The 17931-nt window shown below is 57.3% G+C and carries 19 protein-coding genes; 7 read left to right on the plus strand and 12 right to left on the minus strand.

Going from position 1 to position 17931, the window contains the following annotated elements; all coding sequences use genetic code 11:
* Positions 1-86 precede the first annotated feature (86 nt).
* On the plus strand, positions 87-578 hold the full coding sequence (tpx, locus tag MHX53_RS05930) for a thiol peroxidase (protein ID WP_239271575.1): 492 nt from the start codon (positions 87-89) through the stop codon (positions 576-578).
* A 117-nt stretch (positions 579-695) separates the two neighbouring features.
* Here tpx and MHX53_RS05935 read toward each other — a convergent pair whose 3' ends face one another.
* A complete protein-coding gene (locus MHX53_RS05935) occupies positions 696-2462 on the minus strand; it encodes an N-acetylmuramoyl-L-alanine amidase (protein WP_239271576.1) in 1767 nt (588 codons plus the stop codon).
* Between the two features lie 162 nt (positions 2463-2624).
* Here MHX53_RS05935 and MHX53_RS11580 point away from each other — a divergent pair, with 162 nt between their 5' ends.
* Positions 2625-3806 carry a C40 family peptidase gene (locus MHX53_RS11580; protein WP_275433576.1) on the plus strand — a complete coding sequence of 394 codons (1182 nt, stop codon included), beginning with the start codon at positions 2625-2627 and terminating at the stop codon, positions 3804-3806.
* A gap of 8 nt (positions 3807-3814) precedes the next feature.
* A complete protein-coding gene (locus tag MHX53_RS05945; RefSeq protein ID WP_239271577.1) occupies positions 3815-4624 on the plus strand; it encodes an acylglycerol kinase family protein in 810 nt (269 codons plus the stop codon).
* Here the strand turns inward: MHX53_RS05945 and zupT are convergent.
* From zupT to MHX53_RS05965, 4 genes are all read right to left on the minus strand, one after another.
* Positions 4611-5369, minus strand: coding sequence for a zinc transporter ZupT (zupT, locus tag MHX53_RS05950; protein ID WP_239271578.1), 759 nt, complete (start codon positions 5367-5369; stop codon positions 4611-4613). The two genes, MHX53_RS05945 and zupT, sit on opposite strands and share 14 nt — an antisense overlap.
* A gap of 99 nt (positions 5370-5468) precedes the next feature.
* Positions 5469-5891 carry a DUF2185 domain-containing protein gene (locus tag MHX53_RS05955; protein WP_239271579.1) on the minus strand — a complete coding sequence of 141 codons (423 nt, stop codon included), beginning with the start codon at positions 5889-5891 and terminating at the stop codon, positions 5469-5471.
* A 9-nt stretch (positions 5892-5900) separates the two neighbouring features.
* Entirely contained in the window at positions 5901-6326 is a 426-nt protein-coding gene (locus MHX53_RS05960) for a lipopolysaccharide assembly protein LapA domain-containing protein (RefSeq protein WP_239271580.1), read from the minus strand.
* An 8-nt stretch (positions 6327-6334) separates the two neighbouring features.
* Positions 6335-8551, minus strand: coding sequence for an NADP-dependent isocitrate dehydrogenase (locus MHX53_RS05965; protein ID WP_239271581.1), 2217 nt, complete (start codon positions 8549-8551; stop codon positions 6335-6337).
* An 86-nt stretch (positions 8552-8637) separates the two neighbouring features.
* Here MHX53_RS05965 and MHX53_RS05970 point away from each other — a divergent pair, with 86 nt between their 5' ends.
* Entirely contained in the window at positions 8638-9267 is a 630-nt protein-coding gene (locus tag MHX53_RS05970; protein ID WP_102237689.1) for a thymidine kinase, read from the plus strand.
* Positions 9268-9311: 44 nt separating this feature from the next.
* Positions 9312-10097, plus strand: coding sequence for an alpha/beta fold hydrolase (locus tag MHX53_RS05975; protein ID WP_239271582.1), 786 nt, complete (start codon positions 9312-9314; stop codon positions 10095-10097).
* Here the strand turns inward: MHX53_RS05975 and MHX53_RS05980 are convergent.
* Together MHX53_RS05980 and MHX53_RS05985 are read right to left on the minus strand one after the other, a co-directional pair.
* Positions 10070-10423, minus strand: coding sequence for an SMR family transporter (locus tag MHX53_RS05980; protein ID WP_239271583.1), 354 nt, complete (start codon positions 10421-10423; stop codon positions 10070-10072). The two genes, MHX53_RS05975 and MHX53_RS05980, sit on opposite strands and share 28 nt — an antisense overlap.
* Positions 10420-10731, minus strand: coding sequence for an SMR family transporter (locus MHX53_RS05985; protein ID WP_275433607.1), 312 nt, complete (start codon positions 10729-10731; stop codon positions 10420-10422). Before MHX53_RS05985 ends, MHX53_RS05980 begins: the two co-directional genes overlap by 4 nt.
* A gap of 61 nt (positions 10732-10792) precedes the next feature.
* Here MHX53_RS05985 and MHX53_RS05990 point away from each other — a divergent pair, with 61 nt between their 5' ends.
* Both MHX53_RS05990 and MHX53_RS05995 read left to right on the plus strand, forming a co-directional pair.
* Positions 10793-11434, plus strand: a complete 642-nt coding sequence (locus tag MHX53_RS05990; RefSeq protein WP_239271585.1) for an MBL fold metallo-hydrolase — start codon at positions 10793-10795, stop codon at positions 11432-11434.
* 20 nt (positions 11435-11454) lie between these two features.
* The gene (locus MHX53_RS05995; RefSeq protein WP_239271586.1) at positions 11455-11955 is read left to right on the plus strand and encodes a hypothetical protein; all 501 of its coding nucleotides are present in this window, start codon (positions 11455-11457) and stop codon (positions 11953-11955) included.
* 73 nt (positions 11956-12028) lie between these two features.
* Here MHX53_RS05995 and MHX53_RS06000 read toward each other — a convergent pair whose 3' ends face one another.
* From MHX53_RS06000 to MHX53_RS06020, 5 genes are all read right to left on the minus strand, one after another.
* Positions 12029-13045 carry a dipeptide ABC transporter ATP-binding protein gene (locus MHX53_RS06000; protein WP_102237695.1) on the minus strand — a complete coding sequence of 339 codons (1017 nt, stop codon included), beginning with the start codon at positions 13043-13045 and terminating at the stop codon, positions 12029-12031.
* On the minus strand, positions 13029-14039 hold the full coding sequence (locus MHX53_RS06005; protein ID WP_239271587.1) for an ABC transporter ATP-binding protein: 1011 nt from the start codon (positions 14037-14039) through the stop codon (positions 13029-13031). The genes MHX53_RS06000 and MHX53_RS06005 overlap by 17 nt, the downstream gene beginning before the upstream one ends.
* Before the next feature lie 3 nt (positions 14040-14042).
* On the minus strand, positions 14043-14990 hold the full coding sequence (locus MHX53_RS06010) for an ABC transporter permease (RefSeq protein WP_239271588.1): 948 nt from the start codon (positions 14988-14990) through the stop codon (positions 14043-14045).
* Positions 14983-15909, minus strand: a complete 927-nt coding sequence (locus MHX53_RS06015; protein WP_102237698.1) for an ABC transporter permease — start codon at positions 15907-15909, stop codon at positions 14983-14985. Before MHX53_RS06015 ends, MHX53_RS06010 begins: the two co-directional genes overlap by 8 nt.
* A 96-nt stretch (positions 15910-16005) precedes the next feature.
* Positions 16006-17685 carry an ABC transporter substrate-binding protein gene (locus MHX53_RS06020; protein ID WP_102237699.1) on the minus strand — a complete coding sequence of 560 codons (1680 nt, stop codon included), beginning with the start codon at positions 17683-17685 and terminating at the stop codon, positions 16006-16008.
* Positions 17686-17931: the final 246 nt, after the last annotated feature.

The following is a 17931-nucleotide window of genomic DNA, read 5'->3' on the forward strand; positions in this document are numbered from 1 at the left end:
GGCCCCTTCTGTGAATGTGAAGTGTGTTCGTGACGAGTTCACTTTACCCTCTTGCGTGGAGCAGAGCAGGACGTAAGACTGGGGGTATGGCTACTATCACGTTTCAAGGAAACCCAGTCACAACTAACGGAAACCTGCCAACCGGATCGGCTCCAGAATTTGAACTGACCGGAACCGACCTCGAACCAGTCGCACTGTCGGACTACAAGGGCAAGCGCGTGGTCCTCAACATCTTCCCTTCGGTCGACACTGGGGTGTGTGCAAAGTCGGTGCGCACGTTCAACGAAAAAGCCACGGAACTTGAGAACACGGTCGTGATCTGTGCATCAAAGGACCTGCCATTTGCACTAGGCCGGTTCTGCGGGGCAGAGGGAATCGACAATGTCGTGTCCGGCTCCGGATTCCGCTCACCGTTCGGTGACGACTACGGTGTGGAAATGACCGACGGCCCTCTCAAAGGCCTGTACTCCCGCGCAGTGATCGTGATCGACGAAAACGGCAAGATCGTGTACTCACAGCAGGTCGAAGAAATTGGGGAAGAGCCTGACTACGACGCTGCTTTGAGCGCCCTGAACTAATCACATGTCATAGACGCGCATTGCCAGCGCGTTGGCGACTCCCACCTCGGGAAAACTGAAGCTGGCGAACCATTTACGGTTCGCCAGCTTCAGTGTTTTCAGCGCTGTGCTAAGACCTTATTTCGCGTTTCCACTCACCTTGGCCACCTTGACCTTGGCTCCGTTTTTACTGGTCCAGGTGATGGACCCGTACTGGAACTTTTGAGAAGCCACGCCCTTCTTGGTCACTTCTTCAGCGATCGGGTAGCCCAACGGTCCGCGCTCGTACTTGTTCTTGGCCCACTCGTTGTGGATCGCGCCAGAGGTGGCGTGCGCACCCGAACCCTTCGACCAGTGGACAACGCCCTTTTCGAATTTCTGGTAGCAGCCCCCGCCTGGAAGCCCGCAGACGGCATCAGCAGTCGGTAGGCCCACGTGAGACCGTTCCCAGCCCATCTTCTTCCACGCGTTGAGAATAGCGCCTTCGATCCGGTATGTTCCGCGTTCGTTTGAAAGCACCAACCGCGAGCCGTATGCGCGTGCCTGCGTGTCCTTGCGGTCCTTGAGCGTCTTCACGTCCGAGCTGGGCTTCCCAAGCTTGTGCTTGTTCGCGTACTCGTCGATTGGACTGCTGGTCGACATGCGACGGATTTCCGGAATCTGGCCGTACAAGCCGTCACCGGGGCAGTCAGTTTCCCCCACGTCACGGTGACCAATTACACGTGGCAGTGTGAACATTGCGCCTTCCGGTTTGAGAGCGCCAGGGCCACCGGCGGAACGGATCTTCATGTCAGAGTCGACTTTCCAGCCCCACTTGTGTGACTGCCAGCGAATCACCTTGGAAAGTGAGTCAAGAACTTCCCGAGGTGCCGGCTTGTTATACGTGCCCATAACGGCAACGCCGAACGTACCTTCGTTGACTGCGACCGCGTGTGCGCCCACAGTCGCCTTGTCGAGCCCACCTGCACGGCCTTCGTAGATTTTGCCGAACCTGTCGATGAGCATGTTGTACCCGATGTCGCACCATCCGCGGCTCTTCTGGTGGTAGGCCTGGATACCGCGCAAAATGCCGGGCACTTCGCCCTGTGAGTACTTGCTGGCACCGCTGGTGTGGTGGATGACCACGCCTTCGTTGCGCTTGGCGTGGTCGATGTCGCAACGTGGTTTGCTTGCGCCCCATTGGCTGCGGGTCACGTATTCGAGTCCGTCAACGTTTGCGACGTTCTGAGCTGAGTATGCGCCGTGTGTGCCGCTGGTGTTGTAGGCGGTGTTCGTCGCCGAGGTCGCCTCCAGGTCGCCTGTTTGGTCGCGGTGTTCTGGGGTCACGGTGTCAGTGTCATGCAGTGGACGGTCGATCGCGTGACCGGCAATGATGTCGTCGACCTGCGTGCGCTCCGTGACTGAAACCGAGACGGTGACGGGAGCGTCGGACTTCACCTGAACGACTTCATATGGAGCTACCACGACAGCGTCGGTGGACTCGCTGTGGTCCTGAGAGTTAGGGTCGCTACCATCATCGCTGACAGGCATCTGTTCCCAGTCGCCCCAGTTGTCACCCTGTGTGTGGCGCGTGCGGTACTGAACGTCGCGTTCACCTTTACCTTCCCAGGTCACACCCATGACGGTGATGAGGCGAGAGTTGTTCTTTTGGGAGTTAGCTTTTGTGGTGTCGATGGTTTGCTCGGCACCTTCGACGCTCTGCTTGGTAGTGGTGACCGGCGCGCTTTGGTCGCTCACGTTGGCGGCCACCTTGGACTGTGCATCATACGCGCCGGACTCTGTGCGGGTGTGAGTCTGGAATGGTTCTGCACCAGGACCGAACGGCAGGGTGCTGTGCGTTGTCGCAGGAGCGACGGATGCGACTGCAGCCGTCAGGGCAACTGCCGACACAAAAAGACGTTTCATCTGGGGTCCTAAAATAGGGGAAGACGGGACCGACGAAGAACACGATACGGGTTAAACCTGGAGATCTGTCAACGACTCGCCGAAGCGTGTCTATCTCGGCTGTGTTTTGGATAGCTAAACTTGTGAGCAAAATGTCCGTCTTCCCCTAGTAAGGACAGATTCATGAAAACGTTTGCCACCTCGGCGATATTGGCAGCCACGCTGGTAGCCGGCACGGTCACGCCAGCTCTTGCAACGGAACCTGGTGACCACGACTATCTGCTCACGGGAAATATCCGAGACCACAACGTGCAAGAAACCAAACCGCGCAAACACAAAGAACCGGCGCCACAGGTGAAGGAACCCAATCTGTCTGCGCCCAAAGCCAAGGCGCCAGCACCGATGCCCAAGGCCCCGGTTCCCGCACGGCACGGCGACGTGCGCAAGGGCGACACAGCGTATGTCGTGGTTTCGGCCGCCACGCTGTGGAAGTCGCCCACATCGCCACGTAAGCAAGACGCGCCAGCACTGCAGAACCCAGCCAAAATGGACGAGTGGAACCGCGGGCTGACCGACCGCAAGGGACTGACCGGACGCACGGAAACACAAGCGATCTACGGTGATGCTGTGTACGTGTGGGAGGTGCGCGACGACTGGGCACGAGTAGGTGTCACCACCGAGCCAGCGCCGGGCAAACCGCGCGGATATGAAGCGTGGGTGCCCAAGCGACAGTTGGCGAAGAGCACCACTTTTGGCAACGCCAGCGAGAAGATGACGCACGTGGTTTCCGTCAAGAAGTCGCGCGCGCATGTGGAGGCCGAACCCACCAAATCGACGGGACGCACGCGCATCGAGGTTCCGTTTAACACGCGCCTGCCAATCACCAACACGCGCGATGGAAAAGCCCGCGTAGCACTGCCGGACAACCGGTTCGGATGGATCTCCTTCAACGACATTGAGCGTTTCGACCAGCGCAAAGTGCGTCCAAAGCCCAAACCGTCGCAGTTAGTGGAAACGGGTCGCCAGTTCTTGGGACTGAAGTACACGTGGGGTGGAACGTCGGCGTACGGCTTTGACTGCTCGGGCTTCACTTACTCGATCTACCGGGCGCACGGCATCACCATTCCGCGCGATTCGGGACCACAGTCGAAGACCGGACGCACGGTCTCCCAGCGTGACATGCAGCCGGGTGACCTGATCTTCTTCGCTTCCAAGCGTGGCAAGGGCAGTGTGTACCACGTGGGTATGTACGTTGGCCACGGAAAAATGATTCACGCGCCTAACGCGTCACGTTCGGTCGAAATCGTGAACTGGAAGTCATGGGGCGGAGCGCGTGACTTCGCCGGTGTGAAACGCTACGTGTGATTGGGGTCGTGGCGCACCCCGCGCGCCGGGGTACACGCCAGGTAGTTGAGCGTATACGCGCCACTTCCAGCTCGGTTGCTACCACCTCGGCCGAGGTCGTTGTCACCTACACCACGCCTGCTCACCCGGGCGGGGAGCAGGCGACGCGACTCTTGGACGCGGGTGCCCAGCGACTCATTGTGGTGGGTGGCGACGGGACCGTTGCACAGTGCGCACATGCCTTGACGGAGTGGATCGATGAGCACCAGCCGGCTGAACCGCCACGCCTGACTCCGATACCGGTTGGCACAGCGAACCTGTTTTGGCGAAACCTCGTGGCGACGTTTCCGCCCGGCCCAGTCTGCGTGGACGTCGCACACGTGACGCTTGAACCCAGTGGCCTCACAACCACGAGCCTGGTCGCGGTGGGGGCGGGAAACTCAGTACGGGCCATTCAACGCACACCTGCCCAGCGTCACTGGTGGTCATATATCGCGACTGGTGTGAACCTGGGGACATGGAAGGGGAGTCCATGGACGCAAGAAGTGGGAAACGTTGCGGGTGTGCCTCACCGGTTGCGAATTTTTGACACCAGTTTGGACTCCGGCACGCTGTGTCGCATGAGCTTTGCACCCACAGGTGTCGCGGACTGGGTGGTAGCCGGGGCGTGGGCGCTGGGTGCCAACGTGTCACCGGCTGCTGTGCGCGTACGTGTGGGGCAGTCGTTCGACCTCGACGCACCGCACGGCATCCACGTCGACGGTGAGGTCTATACCAAGGTGCAGCGGGCGCGGGTGCGGGTGCGACCTCGGGCGTTACCTGTTCTCATCCCAGCATGAGCAGGGACAGCGCCATGACTGCCATTCCCGCGAAAAGTCCGATGAGTGGCGCGCGTGCGTGACCTTGATTGTGGGCGGCCGGGAGAAGTTGGCTGAACGAAATGTACACCATGATCCCGCCTACGCCGGCGAACACGATTCCGAAAATTGTGGGGGTCATAATCGGGGCGAGGATCAGGTACCCCAGAACGGCTCCGGCCGGTTCCGCTAGCCCGGATAAGAGTGACCAGCGGAAGGCCTTGGCAGATGAGCCAGTCGCGTGAAGGACGGGGACGGCCACGGCCAGGCCTTCAGGGATGTTGTGGATGGCGATCGCTACTACGATCGGGATGGCCAGCGTGAGGTCGGTGTGTGCGGTGAGGAACGTGGCGAAGCCTTCGGGGAAGTTGTGGAGCGCAATCGCGAAGGCCGTGAAGGCGCCCATGCGCAGCAAGCGCACGTCCGAGGTGGTTGTTGAGGAAGGGCTGATCTGGTCCGGGACGAGTGCGTCGATAGCTGCCGCAAAAGCGATTCCACCGAACAGCGCACCCACCGCGATCCACTGTGCGGCTGGGATCTCGACTGATTCGATCGCTTCGGGAAGGATTTCCACGAGCGAGACGTAAATCATGACGCCGGCCGAGAATCCTAACGCGCACGCAAAGAAACGTGTGGAACGGGCGAGGTTTGTTACTCCCAGCAGGGCGCCAACGCCAGTTGCTAGACCTGCGACCATGCTCATCAGAAACGGTACGACGAACTCCATGACATAGGTTCTATACCTGCACGTCGTGAGTACACAACTCAACGCGGACGCGCTGAAGCAAGCTGTCGTATCTGAGTTGGGCTGATGAGGACAAGCTGCTTAGTCGCGGAACTGAGGCGGAACGAACAACTCCTCGTGCGGGATGACGCGACCGGTTTTACTGTCGATGATGCTCATGCCTTTTTCGTGCCGGCGTAACTCGAGGTCAGACCCTACCGGCATGTCCCAGATTCCGATGAGGGCTGGCTCGATAGCGCACAGATCGTTGAAGTCGGCAATCTGCCAGTTCGAAGGGTCATTCAGGTAATCAGACGTATCGATATCGCTCAGGATCTGCCACCCGTTGTCCGCCGGCGCATGGGACTTTCCACGCACCATCCAACGCACTTTCCCTTCGCCGGACAGGACGTTCTTTGAAACTGTGCATGCGCCAGCATCGGGGATGAATTCGACGTACTTGCTCACTGTGTACTCCAGGTTGTTAAAGGGCGAACCGGGCCCCAATCCTGGGGCCCGGTTCATTGTGTTGAGTTAGGAATTCTTCTGAGCTCGCTTGAGCCTACGCCCAAGCAAGATGATGCGCACTGTTCCAATAATCGCAGCAATCAAAATTCCAGCGATCGCAGCAAGAAGAAGTGCGACTCCCAGTGGCATAGAGAACGACCACGCAAAGTAGCTGATGTCTACCGGCTGGTTGTTCTGCATGACAAACACCAAAAGCAACACCAGAATCAACGCGCCCAGAATCAACGCCACCCACACGAACGCGGAAACCCCGGATTTCTCCTGTTTGGTAGCGTTCGACGACTGGTCGTAAACCGGTTCATCGGTGTGCTGTGCTTGTGGTACCTGCGTGTCTTCCTCCGCCGCTGAGGCTCCGTTGGGCACCTGCGGTCCAGACCCAAAAGACTGTGGTCCGGAACCAAATGACGGAGGTGTTGCCTGAGGATTACTCATATTTTCACCTATCCAAGCTTGGCGATGATGTCGTTAAACGTGGTGGAAGGACGCATGACCTGGGTGACTTTGGCGTCTTCGGGGTTGTAGTAACCACCCAAGTCAACGCCTTCACCCTGCACCTCAATGAGGTCCTTGGTAATCGTCTCTTCTTGCTCACGCAGTTCACGTGCAATAGGTTCAAACGCCTGTGCGAGCTCAGCGTCATCCGTCTGCTTAGCCAGTTCCTCAGCCCAGTACAGGGTGAGGTAGAAGTGGCTGCCGCGGTTGTCGATCTCGCCCACCTTGCGCGACGGTGAACGGTTCTCTTCCAGGAACGTCGCAGTTGCGTCATCCAAGGTGGAAGCCAACACGCCAGCACGCTCGTTGTCGTCGCTGAGCTTGAAGTGGCGTAGCGATTCAGCAATCGCGAAGAACTCACCCAACGAGTCCCAACGCAAGTGGTTTTCTTCCACCAGCTGCTGCACGTGTTTAGGTGCCGAACCACCAGCACCGGTTTCGAACAGCCCACCACCGGCGATCAGTGGAACAACCGAGAGCATCTTGGCTGACGTTCCAAGCTCCAGAATTGGGAACAAGTCGGTGTTGTAGTCACGTAGAACGTTACCGGTCACCGAAATGGTGTCCTTGCCTTCGCGAATCCGATCGAGCGAGAACTGGGTCGCTTCAACCGGGTTCATGATGCGAATGTCCAGACCGTCGGTGTCGTGTTCCTTGAGGTACTCGTTGACCTTCTCGGTGAGGTTACGGTCGTGGGCACGAGTTTCATCCAGCCAGAACACTGCAGGAGTTTCGGACAAACGAGCGCGGGTAACAGCGAGCTTGACCCAGTCGCGAACCGGAACATCCTTGGTCTGGCATGCACGCCAGATGTCACCAGCGGACACCTTGTGGCTCATGAGAACTTCGCCAGCTGAGTTAACAACCTCGACGGTTCCTTCTTCCTTGATTTCGAAGGTCTTGTCGTGGCTTCCGTACTCTTCAGCCTTCTGCGCCATGAGACCCACGTTTGGCACTGAACCCATGGTCGCTGGGTCGTATGCTCCGTGTGCCTTGCAGTCGTCAATCACGGTCTGGTAGACGCCGGCGTAGGACGAGTCAGGGATAACAGCCAGCGTGTCGGCTTCGTTCCCGTCTGGTCCCCACATCTTTCCACCGATACGAATCATGGCTGGCATCGATGCATCCACGATCACGTCTGACGGCACGTGGAGGTTGGTGATTCCCTTGTCGGAGTTCACCATTGCCAGGGCTGGACCCTCTTCGAGTTCGCGAGAGATCGATTTCTTGATCTGTTCAGCGTCGTCACCGTCGAGTTCGTCAAGACCGGTCAGGATAGCGCCCAAACCGTCCGCTGGGCTCAGACCTGCCTGCGCCAGCACGTCGCCGTAGTCAGCGAATGTCTGAGGGAAGAAGGCTGTGATGACGTGGCCGAACAGAACTGGGTCCGACACCTTCATCATGGTGGCCTTGAGGTGAACCGAGAACAGCACACCCGTTTCTTTAGCCTTGGCGATCTGGTCCTTCAAGAAGGCGTCCAGGCGCGCAACATCCATGAAAGTGGAGTCGATGATTTCGTCCTTGAGGACCTTGAGGTCGTCCTTCAAGACCGAGGTGCCCTGGGCTCCCACGTGACGGATCGTCAGCGTGTCGTCGGCAGGCATGATGACGGACTGTTCGTTGGAACGGAAGTCGTTCTCGCCCATGGTTGCGACCTGCGTCTTGGAGTCCGCGGTCCACTCACCCATGGAGTGTGGGTGGGCCTGTGCGTACTGCTTCACTGCCTTGGGCGCACGGCGGTCGGAGTTACCTTCACGCAGAACAGGGTTAACTGCTGAACCCTTCACCCGGTCGTAACGGGCGCGAATGTCGCGTTCTTCGTCAGTCGATGGTTCTTCAGGGTAGTTAGGAAGAGCAAATCCTTGGTTCTGAAGCTCCTTGATGGTGGCCTTGAGCTGAGGAACCGAAGCCGAGATGTTTGGAAGTTTAATGATGTTAGCTTCTGGCTTCTTCGCGAGGTCACCCAGTTCAGCCAGCGCATCGCTGTGACGCTGGTCTTCTTTCAAGTAGTCAGGGAACTGAGACAAGATACGGCTGGCAAGCGAAATGTCACGAGTGGTGACGTCGATTCCGGCTTTGCGCGCAAAAGCTTCGACGATGGGCTTAAGCGAATAGGTTGCAAGAAGCGGAGCTTCATCCGTACGGGTGTAAATGATCTGAGCCATGTGTGCTTCCCTGTTGACGGTAGTTTTCATTGCTCAGTCTATCCATTCGGCACGCTGTAGCATGAACCGGGGAAGGAAGGTCGGACGTGGCAAAACTGTATTTCCGGTACGGCGCAATGAACTCGGGGAAGTCGACCGCGCTTTTGCAAGCTGCCTACAACTATGAAGAGCGCGGGCAACGGGTTCTTTTGGCAAAGCCGGCGATTGACACAAAAGGCAACACACAGATCGTGTCGCGTTTGGGCGTCACTCGAACTGTCGACTTCCTCATCGAAAATACCGACACGGTTGAAGATGTCTTTGACGACGTCGCGGGATACGTCGACCACTCCGCACTAATCGAGAGCTTGGAGTTTTCCACGGATCCCGTAGCCTGCCTCCTCATCGACGAAGCCCAGTTCCTCACCCACGAACAAGTCGACGGACTCATGCGGATCGCCGTGTACCGCGACGTCCCGGTGATGTGCTACGGCATTCGCACGGACTTTCGCACACACGCCTTCCCCGGTTCAGCACGGCTACTAGAAATTGCGCACAGCCTCGAAGAGCTCAAGACTATTTGCCGGTGCGGGCGCAAAGCCATGTTCAACGGACGTAAAGTCGACGGCAACTACGTGTTCGACGGCGACCAGGTGGCTATCGATGGTATGAGCGTGACATACGAATCACTGTGCCCTGCGTGCTACTTGAAAGAAAGCGGTGGAGTACTGCAATAGCACAGATCCACACATAGGATTGGAGTAACAAGAAAGGAGCATACGTGAAACCGCTTGCTTATCGAATTCTGAACGCAACCGATTCCGATCTTCCACTTCTTATTCTTGGTACACCTCTTGGCACGGCCTCCACAGTGTGGGCTTCGGTGGGATATCGCCTCGTCGAACACTTCCGCGTGGTCATCACCGAACTTCCCGGGCACGGTCTCGATGCCGCAAACGCTCCCCAAGACGGCGAAGCTGCCAACCTGACCGTCGACCAGATCGCGCAACGCACTGTTGCTGTTGCCGACTCACTCGGTGCCCAGAAGTTTTTTTACGCCGGATGCTCAATCTCTGGGGGAGTAGCCCAGATTTTGGCGCTGGACCACGCTGACCGCGTCGAACGAGTCGCGGCGGTCTGCACCGCCCCCAAATTCGGTGAACCTGACTCCTGGCACGACCGCATCGCAACAGTCCGCGAAGACGGCACCCGCTCCCTTCTTCCGGACACTGCGGACCGGTGGTTCGCAGCCGGTTTCCTCGACGATGACATCGCGGCCGGTCACATGGTCCTCGAAGACATGGCAACGACCTCGGACCAGGCCTACATCGCCTGTTGCGCGGCCCTAGCCACCTACGACATCACAGACCGCGTGAGCAACATTGACATTCCCATCCTGTACATGGCCGGGGCACAAGACTACGGCAACGACCCGGACTCCATGCGCGAACTGTCACGCCAAACCTCACAGGGCGCGTTTGCAGTCATCCCAGACGCCGCGCACATCGTCATGGTCGAACACCCAGAACTCGTCGCCGATCACTTAGCGTCGTTCATGGGCTCTTGAGAAGGTTTGGGCGCGGTCTTTGACGGTCGCGAGGCCAACTGCAGTCCCACAACACCGGCAATGATCGCTACCAGGCACACGATTGTTCCGGGGCCAAACGGCTCACCCCGGAACGCCGCCCACACCGCGGTTGTTGCCGCTCCAACACCCGACCACACGGCATACGATGTCCCCATGGGAATCGTGCGCATGGCGTAGCTTAAACCGGCTAGCGACCAGCACAGACCAGTCACGAACCACACCGGGGCATAGGGAAGATCACCGGCCAGAGCGTGTGCCCACACCGCTTCAAGCGCGCCACTGACAATGAGAATGAGCCAATTCATACCATCACCTGCAGTCCCACAACACCGGCAACTACAAGAAACACGCACGCCAAACGAAGCGCAGTGGGCTTTTCATGACCTCGCATAAAGGACACAACAACAGTCGTGACGGCACCCGCGCCAATCCACACCGCGTACCCCACACCTACGGGGATTGTGCGTAAAGCCAGCGCAAGGCCACCCATAGACACAACGCCTCCGAATACAAAAATCACGGCTCGGAGCCACAACTTCATGGAACGGGCAGCTAGGGCAAATGCCCACACCACTTCAAACATCCCAGAAATTACAAGAATTACCCACGCCAGGCTGAATCACTCCCTGGTTCAAGACTAGGGTTGAGAGTGAACGTTTTACAAAGGAGGACGTATGGAAACGCTCGAACTCAACGACGTCACAATTCGCTGGATTTCCGTGTCGGACATGGAAAACAACGTCTACCTCATCACCTCGAAGAACACCGACAAGCAGGTGCTCATCGACGCAGCCAACGACACTGCTCAGATCGAAAAGCTTGTGAAGGAACACGGTAACGGAAAGATCGAAGCCATCCTCACAACCCACAGCCACCCAGACCACATCCAGTCCCTCGCTGACATTGCGCGCACGTTCGAAGCGCGTACTCTCGCTGGACTGTACGACGTGTCTGAAATCGAAAACCAGACCGGGATCGAAATCGACGAACAGCTTGCCAACGACGACATGCTCGAGTTCGACGGATTCCGCCTGCGCGCCGTCCACCTTAAGGGACACACCCCAGGTTCGATCGCGTATGTCTTGCGTGACTATCCAGGCGAACAGCGCTTCATCTTCAGCGGTGACTCGCTCTTCCCAGGCGGGCCGGGAAAAACCACCAATCCAGAAGACTTCACGCAACTGATGAACGACCTCGAAACCCGTATTTTCGAACCGTTCGCCGACGACACGGTTGTCCTCCCCGGGCACGGAGCACGCACTGAACTTGGTGCAGAGCGTCCGCACCTGGACGAGTGGCGCCAGCGCGGATGGTGACCCGGCTCCAGCTGGGAAGCATGCGCTGGACGTGGCTCATCACCACTGCGGTGGTGGTCGTCGCGGTTGGCTCAATTCTGTGGCAAGAATTTTCCGTCCGAGGTGTTGCCCTGTGCGGTCTGCCCGTCCTGTTTGCGTGTGGCGCGTGGATTTTCTACGGTCGCCCTAACGTGACGTTGACCGACACCGGGGTGCGCGTCACCAACCCAGTGCGGAGCACGCAGGTGGAGTCGACCTCGGTCACGTCGATTGACACCACATACGGACTGCAACTGCGCTGTTCAGGAAAGAAGATCAACGCGTGGGCGCTCACCGACATGGGCTCAAAGAAGGCCAGGTCTGAGCGCGCATCGGGTGCAACGCCAGCACTTCCCGAAATCGAGATGGTCACATCGCACTTAACCAATGTGAAGCAGAGCAAGGAGGAAACTCCGCCACCTCAGCAAAAAGTGGATGTGCTTCCGCTTGTGTTGATAGGCGTTTCGCTCGCATGGTTCGTGTGGGGGATGACTGCTCTGTAACGAAATATGTCCTCTACAACACAACACGTATGGCCCGGAAATGATCCGGGCCATACGTGTCTTTGGGTGGGCGTTACTCCACGCCAGGGTCGGTGTTTGCGAAGTGGCATGCAGTGTCGTGTTCGACACCCGAGCCTTCGCGGACCTTCAGTTCGGGGACCTCGGTGGCACAGATTTCCTGCGCCTTCCAGCACCGCGTCCTGAAGCGGCATCCGCTTGGTGGGTTCGCCGGTGAAGGCGGGTCACCTTGCAGAACGATCTGCTTCTTGGTGTCGCGTGCATCCGGGTCTGGTACCGGAACAGCAGACAGCAGAGCCTGCGTGTAGGGGTGGCCGGCATTTTCGTAAATGTCCGTTTCGTTGCCGATTTCAGCGAAACGACCCAGGTACATCACGCCCACGCGGTCAGAAATGTGGCGGACAACAGACAGGTCGTGCGCGATGAAGATATACGCCAGACCCAGCTCCTTTTGGAGCTTACCCAGCAGGTTCATCACCTGCGCCTGAATCGACACGTCGAGCGCCGAAACTGGTTCGTCACAAATAATGATCTCCGGGTTGAGTGCCAAACCACGGGCGATCCCAATACGCTGACGCTGACCACCAGAGAACTGGTGCGGGTAGCGGTTGATGAGATCCGGGCTCAGACCCACCAGTTCGAGCAGTTCGCGCACGCGATCAGCACGTTTGTTCTTGGGAACAACATCCGGGTGAATCTCGAGTGGCTCACCCACAATGTCACCAACTGTCATACGCGGGTTCAGCGACGTGTACGGGTCCTGGAACACAATCTGAACGTTTCGGCGCATCCGTTTAAGGCTGGCTCCTGAACGCCCAAACACTGGTTCACCGCGGTACAGAACCTCACCGGAAGTGGGCTTTTCTAGCCCCATGAGGAGGCGTGCCATGGTGGACTTTCCACACCCGGACTCACCCACAACACCCAGGGTTTCACCGGGGTAGAGGTCGAACGAAACACCGTCGACGGCTTTCACCGCGCCGTACTTACGCTTAATGACGGCACCCTTGGTGAGGGGGTAGTGCTTGGTGAGGTCGCGGACCTGCAGAATTGGCTCATTTTGCTGTGCCATTGAAAACCTCCTCAGCTCGGTGACACGTGACGAATCGACCCGGGGCTATCTCTTCCTTAGACGGACGTTCTGCCCGGCACTGGTCCATGGCATACGGGCACCGAGGTGCGAACTCGCACCCAGAAGGGAGATTAAGAAGGTTCGGAGGCAAGCCCTTAATAGCGGCAAGTTCCTGCCCCTTCATGTCTACACGCGGGATCGACGCCAAAAGCCCTTCCGTGTACGGATGGGCCGGCTGACGGTAGATATCGTGAACATCAGCGGATTCGACAATACGTCCGGCGTACATCACAGCGATCTTGTCGGCAACGTCGGCGACGACACCCAGGTCGTGCGTAATGAGCACCAGACCCATACCGCGCTCTTCTTGCAGTTCTTTAAGCAGATCCATGATCTGCGCTTGAACCGTCACGTCGAGTGCGGTGGTGGGTTCGTCAGCGATGAGGACATCGGGGTCGAGCGCAATCGACATCGCGATCATGATGCGCTGACGCATACCACCGGAAAACTGGTGTGGATAGTCACCCACACGGTCAGCAGCGGCAGGAATACGCACACGCTTCATCAGTTCGATCGCGCGTTCGCGGGCGTCCTTACGGTTCATTCCCTTGCGCTTGCGCAACACCTCGGAAATCTGCCACCCAACCGGGAACAGCGGGTTGAGCGAGGACAACGCGTCCTGGAACACCATCGCGATATTCTGTCCGCGGACCTTTCGACGGTCGTCTTTCGACATTTTCAAAACGTCACGCCCGCGGAACAGAACTTCACCTCCGGTCACAAAACCGGGTGGGGTGTCCAGAATTCCCATAATCGCCTGGGCCGTGACGGATTTGCCCGACCCAGACTCACCCAGAACGGCGAGCGTCTCTCCTTCGTTAACTGAGTAGTTCACTCCGTTGACGGCTTTCACGACACCCTGTTGCGTGCGGAACTCAACCGTGAGGTTCCGCACGTCCAGGAGTGGCTGCTTTGCAGAGTCGTTGTTGTCCATTCTTTACCTCGACTTTGGATCGAAAGCGTCGCGCACAATGTCACCGAGCACAATGAACGAGAATACACACAGGCTCAGCGCGGCTGCAGGGAACAACATCATGTGCGGAGCAACACGCATGTATGACTGCGAGTCCGAAATCATGATTCCCCATGACACGACCTTTCCTTGCAAACCGATACCCAGGAACGACAGGGTAGCTTCGGCCGCGATGTACACACCCAGGTTGATGGTTGCGATCACGATGACCGGTCCAATGGCGTTTGGAATCACGTGCTTGAGCATCATGCGCCATCCTGACGCGCCAAGAGCGCGAGCCGACTGCACGTAGTCCATCTGGGCTACCTGCAGAACCGTGGAGCGCATCATGCGCATAAGTCCTGGCCAACCGAAGAGCGCCAGTGCAACGACAACCTTAAGGATCGTCAGGAAGTACGGCGTCTGAGGTGTCGTTGGGAAGGACACCAAAACCAAAAGACCCGCAAGAAGTACTGGGATACCAGCGAAGATCTCACCCAAGCGAGAAATCAACGTATCGGCGAACTTGCGGTAGAAACCAGCGATCGCACCCAATGTCACACCGATCGAAAGGACTCCAATAGAAGTCAGGGTTCCCACTAGGATCGACGCGCGGGCGCCGTGGATCGTGCGTGCATACACGTCGCATCCACGGACGTCGTAGCCGAAGATCGCTTCCGAACTGGGGAGCTGTTTTGTACGTAGAAGCGAGCAGTCGTTGGGGTTCTTCGACGTGAAGAGCTCCGGCACGATCGCCATCACTACAAACAGCAACAGAACGCCTGCGGTGATCCAAAAGAGGGGCCGCTTGAACATCGAGCGGAAAGCGTCGCCGGTGAGCGAAGTTGCGCGTGGCGCATCGCCGCCGTCGGGCTTTACCGGGTCTTGTGTGGGTGCCGTTTCGGCAACTGTCAAACTTTCTGGATTACTCATATCGGATCCTTGGGTCGAGCCATGCGTACAAGATGTCAACGGCGAGGTTGACCAAGAGGTACACAAGGACGAAGAGAGCGACAACGCTGGTCACTGTTTGGCCTTCGCGCCCGTTAAGCGCACCGAAGACCATTCCACCTAGACCGGAAACGTTGAAAATACCTTCTGTGACAATCGCGCCACCTAGAAGTGCACCGAAGTCGGTTCCGAGGAAGGTGACGACTGGCAACATCGAGTTGCGCAGAACGTGGACACCTACAACGCGTGTTTGAGTCAGGCCCTTCGCTGTGGCGGCCCGGACATAGTCGGCGCGCATATTTTCTGCAATGGAGTTACGAACGAGGCGCGCGACATATGCGATCGACGCGGAGCCCAGAACGAAGCCGGGAAGGATGAGTTCGCTCCATTTACCTTCAGGAGATGCGGTCGCAGGGAAGAGCTGCCACTGCATACCCAGGTAGAGCTGGAGAACACGACCAATAACGAAAACCGGAATAGAAATAACGACAAGAGTCGAAACCAGGACCAAGCTGTCGATGAACTTTCCGCGACGCAATCCGGCCCACACACCAGCCGCGATGCCGATGAGTGCCTCGAAAACGATTGCGATGATCGTCAAGCGGAAAGTAGTGGGAAAGCGGTTTTTAATCTGGTCGGTCACATCAATTCCGGAGAAGGTGGTTCCGAAGTCTCCGGTGATGAGGTTCAGAAAATACTTTGCATAACTGATAAGAAGCGGGTCATCCAAGTTGTATTTGGCCCGCATCATTTGAACATAGGCTTCGGGGCATGCGCGTTCACCGCAACGCCCAACAAAGGGGTCTGACTGCAGACCCCACACCATGAGATAGATAAGAAACGTGGTGCCGATGACCACTGGAATGATTTGTAAAATTCGGCGGATGACATATGCACCCATGAGTTACTCCTGAGAGCTGAACACCCACACAGGCGGGCAATAAGAATTTCTTATTGCCCGCCGTGCGGAGTGTCCATCACGAATAGTGAATGGTTACTACTTCTTGAGTCCTGCAGTCGTGAAGTCGATAGTCGACTTCCACGTGACCTTAGGAGCTACGACCTTGTCAGACCAGCCCAAGCGGAGCGTGCCGTACCACAGTGGTGTTACGGGCATGTCCTCTGCAAGGGTTTCCTGCATCTTCTTAAAGGTCGCTTCCTGTTCAGCCTCGTCCTGGCTCAGGATATCTGAAGCCATCTTGTCGTACTCAGGGTTGGAGTAACCGCTCTTGTTTGAACCAGCGTTAGTGATGTAGTACGCCGTGAGGTAGCTCAGTGGCGATGGGAAGTCTGCCTGCCATCCGGAACGGTACATTCCGGTCATTTCCTTAGCGTCGATCTTGTCGAGCATTTCAGCAAATGTTGGGAAGGACTGTGGCTGGCAGTCGATTCCGAGGTTCTCGTTAATCGAGGTACAAACTGCCTCGGTGACTTCCTTGTTTCCAGGGCCATCGTTGTTAAACGCGATGGTCAGGGTTCCTTCGAATCCGCCACCTTCTTCGAGGAGCTTCTTCGCTGCTTCGCCGTCAACGTGGCACTTGTCGCCACAGACGTCGTCCTGGAATGGTTCAATGCCCGGAGGCGACCATGCGGTACCTGGCGTGTTTTCACCGTTGGTCACGGCGTCGGTCACTGCCTGGCGGTCGATTGCCATGGAGATTGCCTGGCGAACCTTAGGATCCTTGAACTTTTCGTCGTACTGAGGGAACGAGTAGCCGTTCCACAAAGTCGATGGTCCAAGCTGCCAGCGACCTTCACCCAGGTCGGTCTGCCACTTGTTACCAGCAACAGCGTCTGGTGGGATCGCGTCAACGTAGTCCACATTGCCAGCTACAACGTCAGCGTACGCTGCACCTGGTTCGGTGTACATCTTGAAGGTGAGCTTGTCGACGTGAGCCTTCGCTTCACCCTGGTAGTCAGTGTTCTTTTCCAGAACGATCTGCTGTTCTTGCTTGTACTCAGTCAGCTTGAATGGACCGTTACCAATAGGCTTCTTACCATATGCTTCGTGGTCCTTGAAGAACGCTTCAGGAAGCGGCATGTAGGTGCTGTGAACAACCATCGTTTCGAACAGTGAGTTCGCGCTGGTAGTTTCAACCGTGAAGGTCTTGTCGTCGACGACCTTCAGACCTTCCATGGTTGCACCCTTGTCCTTGGACTCAGCAACTTTGTCATAGCCCTTGACATCGAGGAAGCCAGGACCAAAGAAGGCCTGCTGCTTGGCACCGTTGGCACCGTTTGCTCCCCAGTTCCACGCGTCGACATAGCTCTTAGCTGTGACCGGTGAACCGTCGTCGAACTTCCAGTCCTTGAGCTTGACGGTGAACATGGTGTTCTCGTCGTTAGCTTCGATTGACTCAGCGTTAGCCAAACGTGGCTTACCTGTCGATGGGTCGACTTCGGTCAGACCAACCAGAATCGAATCGAGGACGTTACCACCGCAGGTTTCCTGAGTAAACCCAGGAATCAGGAGGTCCTGAGGGTTACATCCAGCGAACGTAATCTCGCCACCCTCCTGGCCTTCATACGTGTCGCTGGCCTTGGTGCCAGAAACCTCTACGGGGGAGCCGCCGCCATCTTTGCCGCCGTCTCCGTTGCCACCACTACCGCCACACGCGGACAGCAGTAGCGCTGATACACCGAGAGCTGCTCCCAGCGTTGTCAAGCGCTTTTTCATCTTGTCTCCTTATCTCTCAGGCTTTTCGCCATGAAGAATCCGCAGGCACTGCGTAAATGCCATACATACGGGGCCCCACAAAGCGTGATTCCCGTCCGGAAGTATCGACAGTCTACGTCAGAAAACTGTGACGCTGTACACATTGAATTTGCAGTTTCAATGATTTGTTACTAATTCGAGACAGTCGCGAACGGTGGTTTGCGGATCGTATAATGGTCGGTTGGGTGCGAATGTGCGCCTGAACAT

Origin of the sequence: Brevibacterium sp. ACRRH, from assembly GCF_022346365.1 — a bacterium.
Lineage (GTDB): Bacteria > Actinomycetota > Actinomycetes > Actinomycetales > Brevibacteriaceae > Brevibacterium > Brevibacterium paucivorans.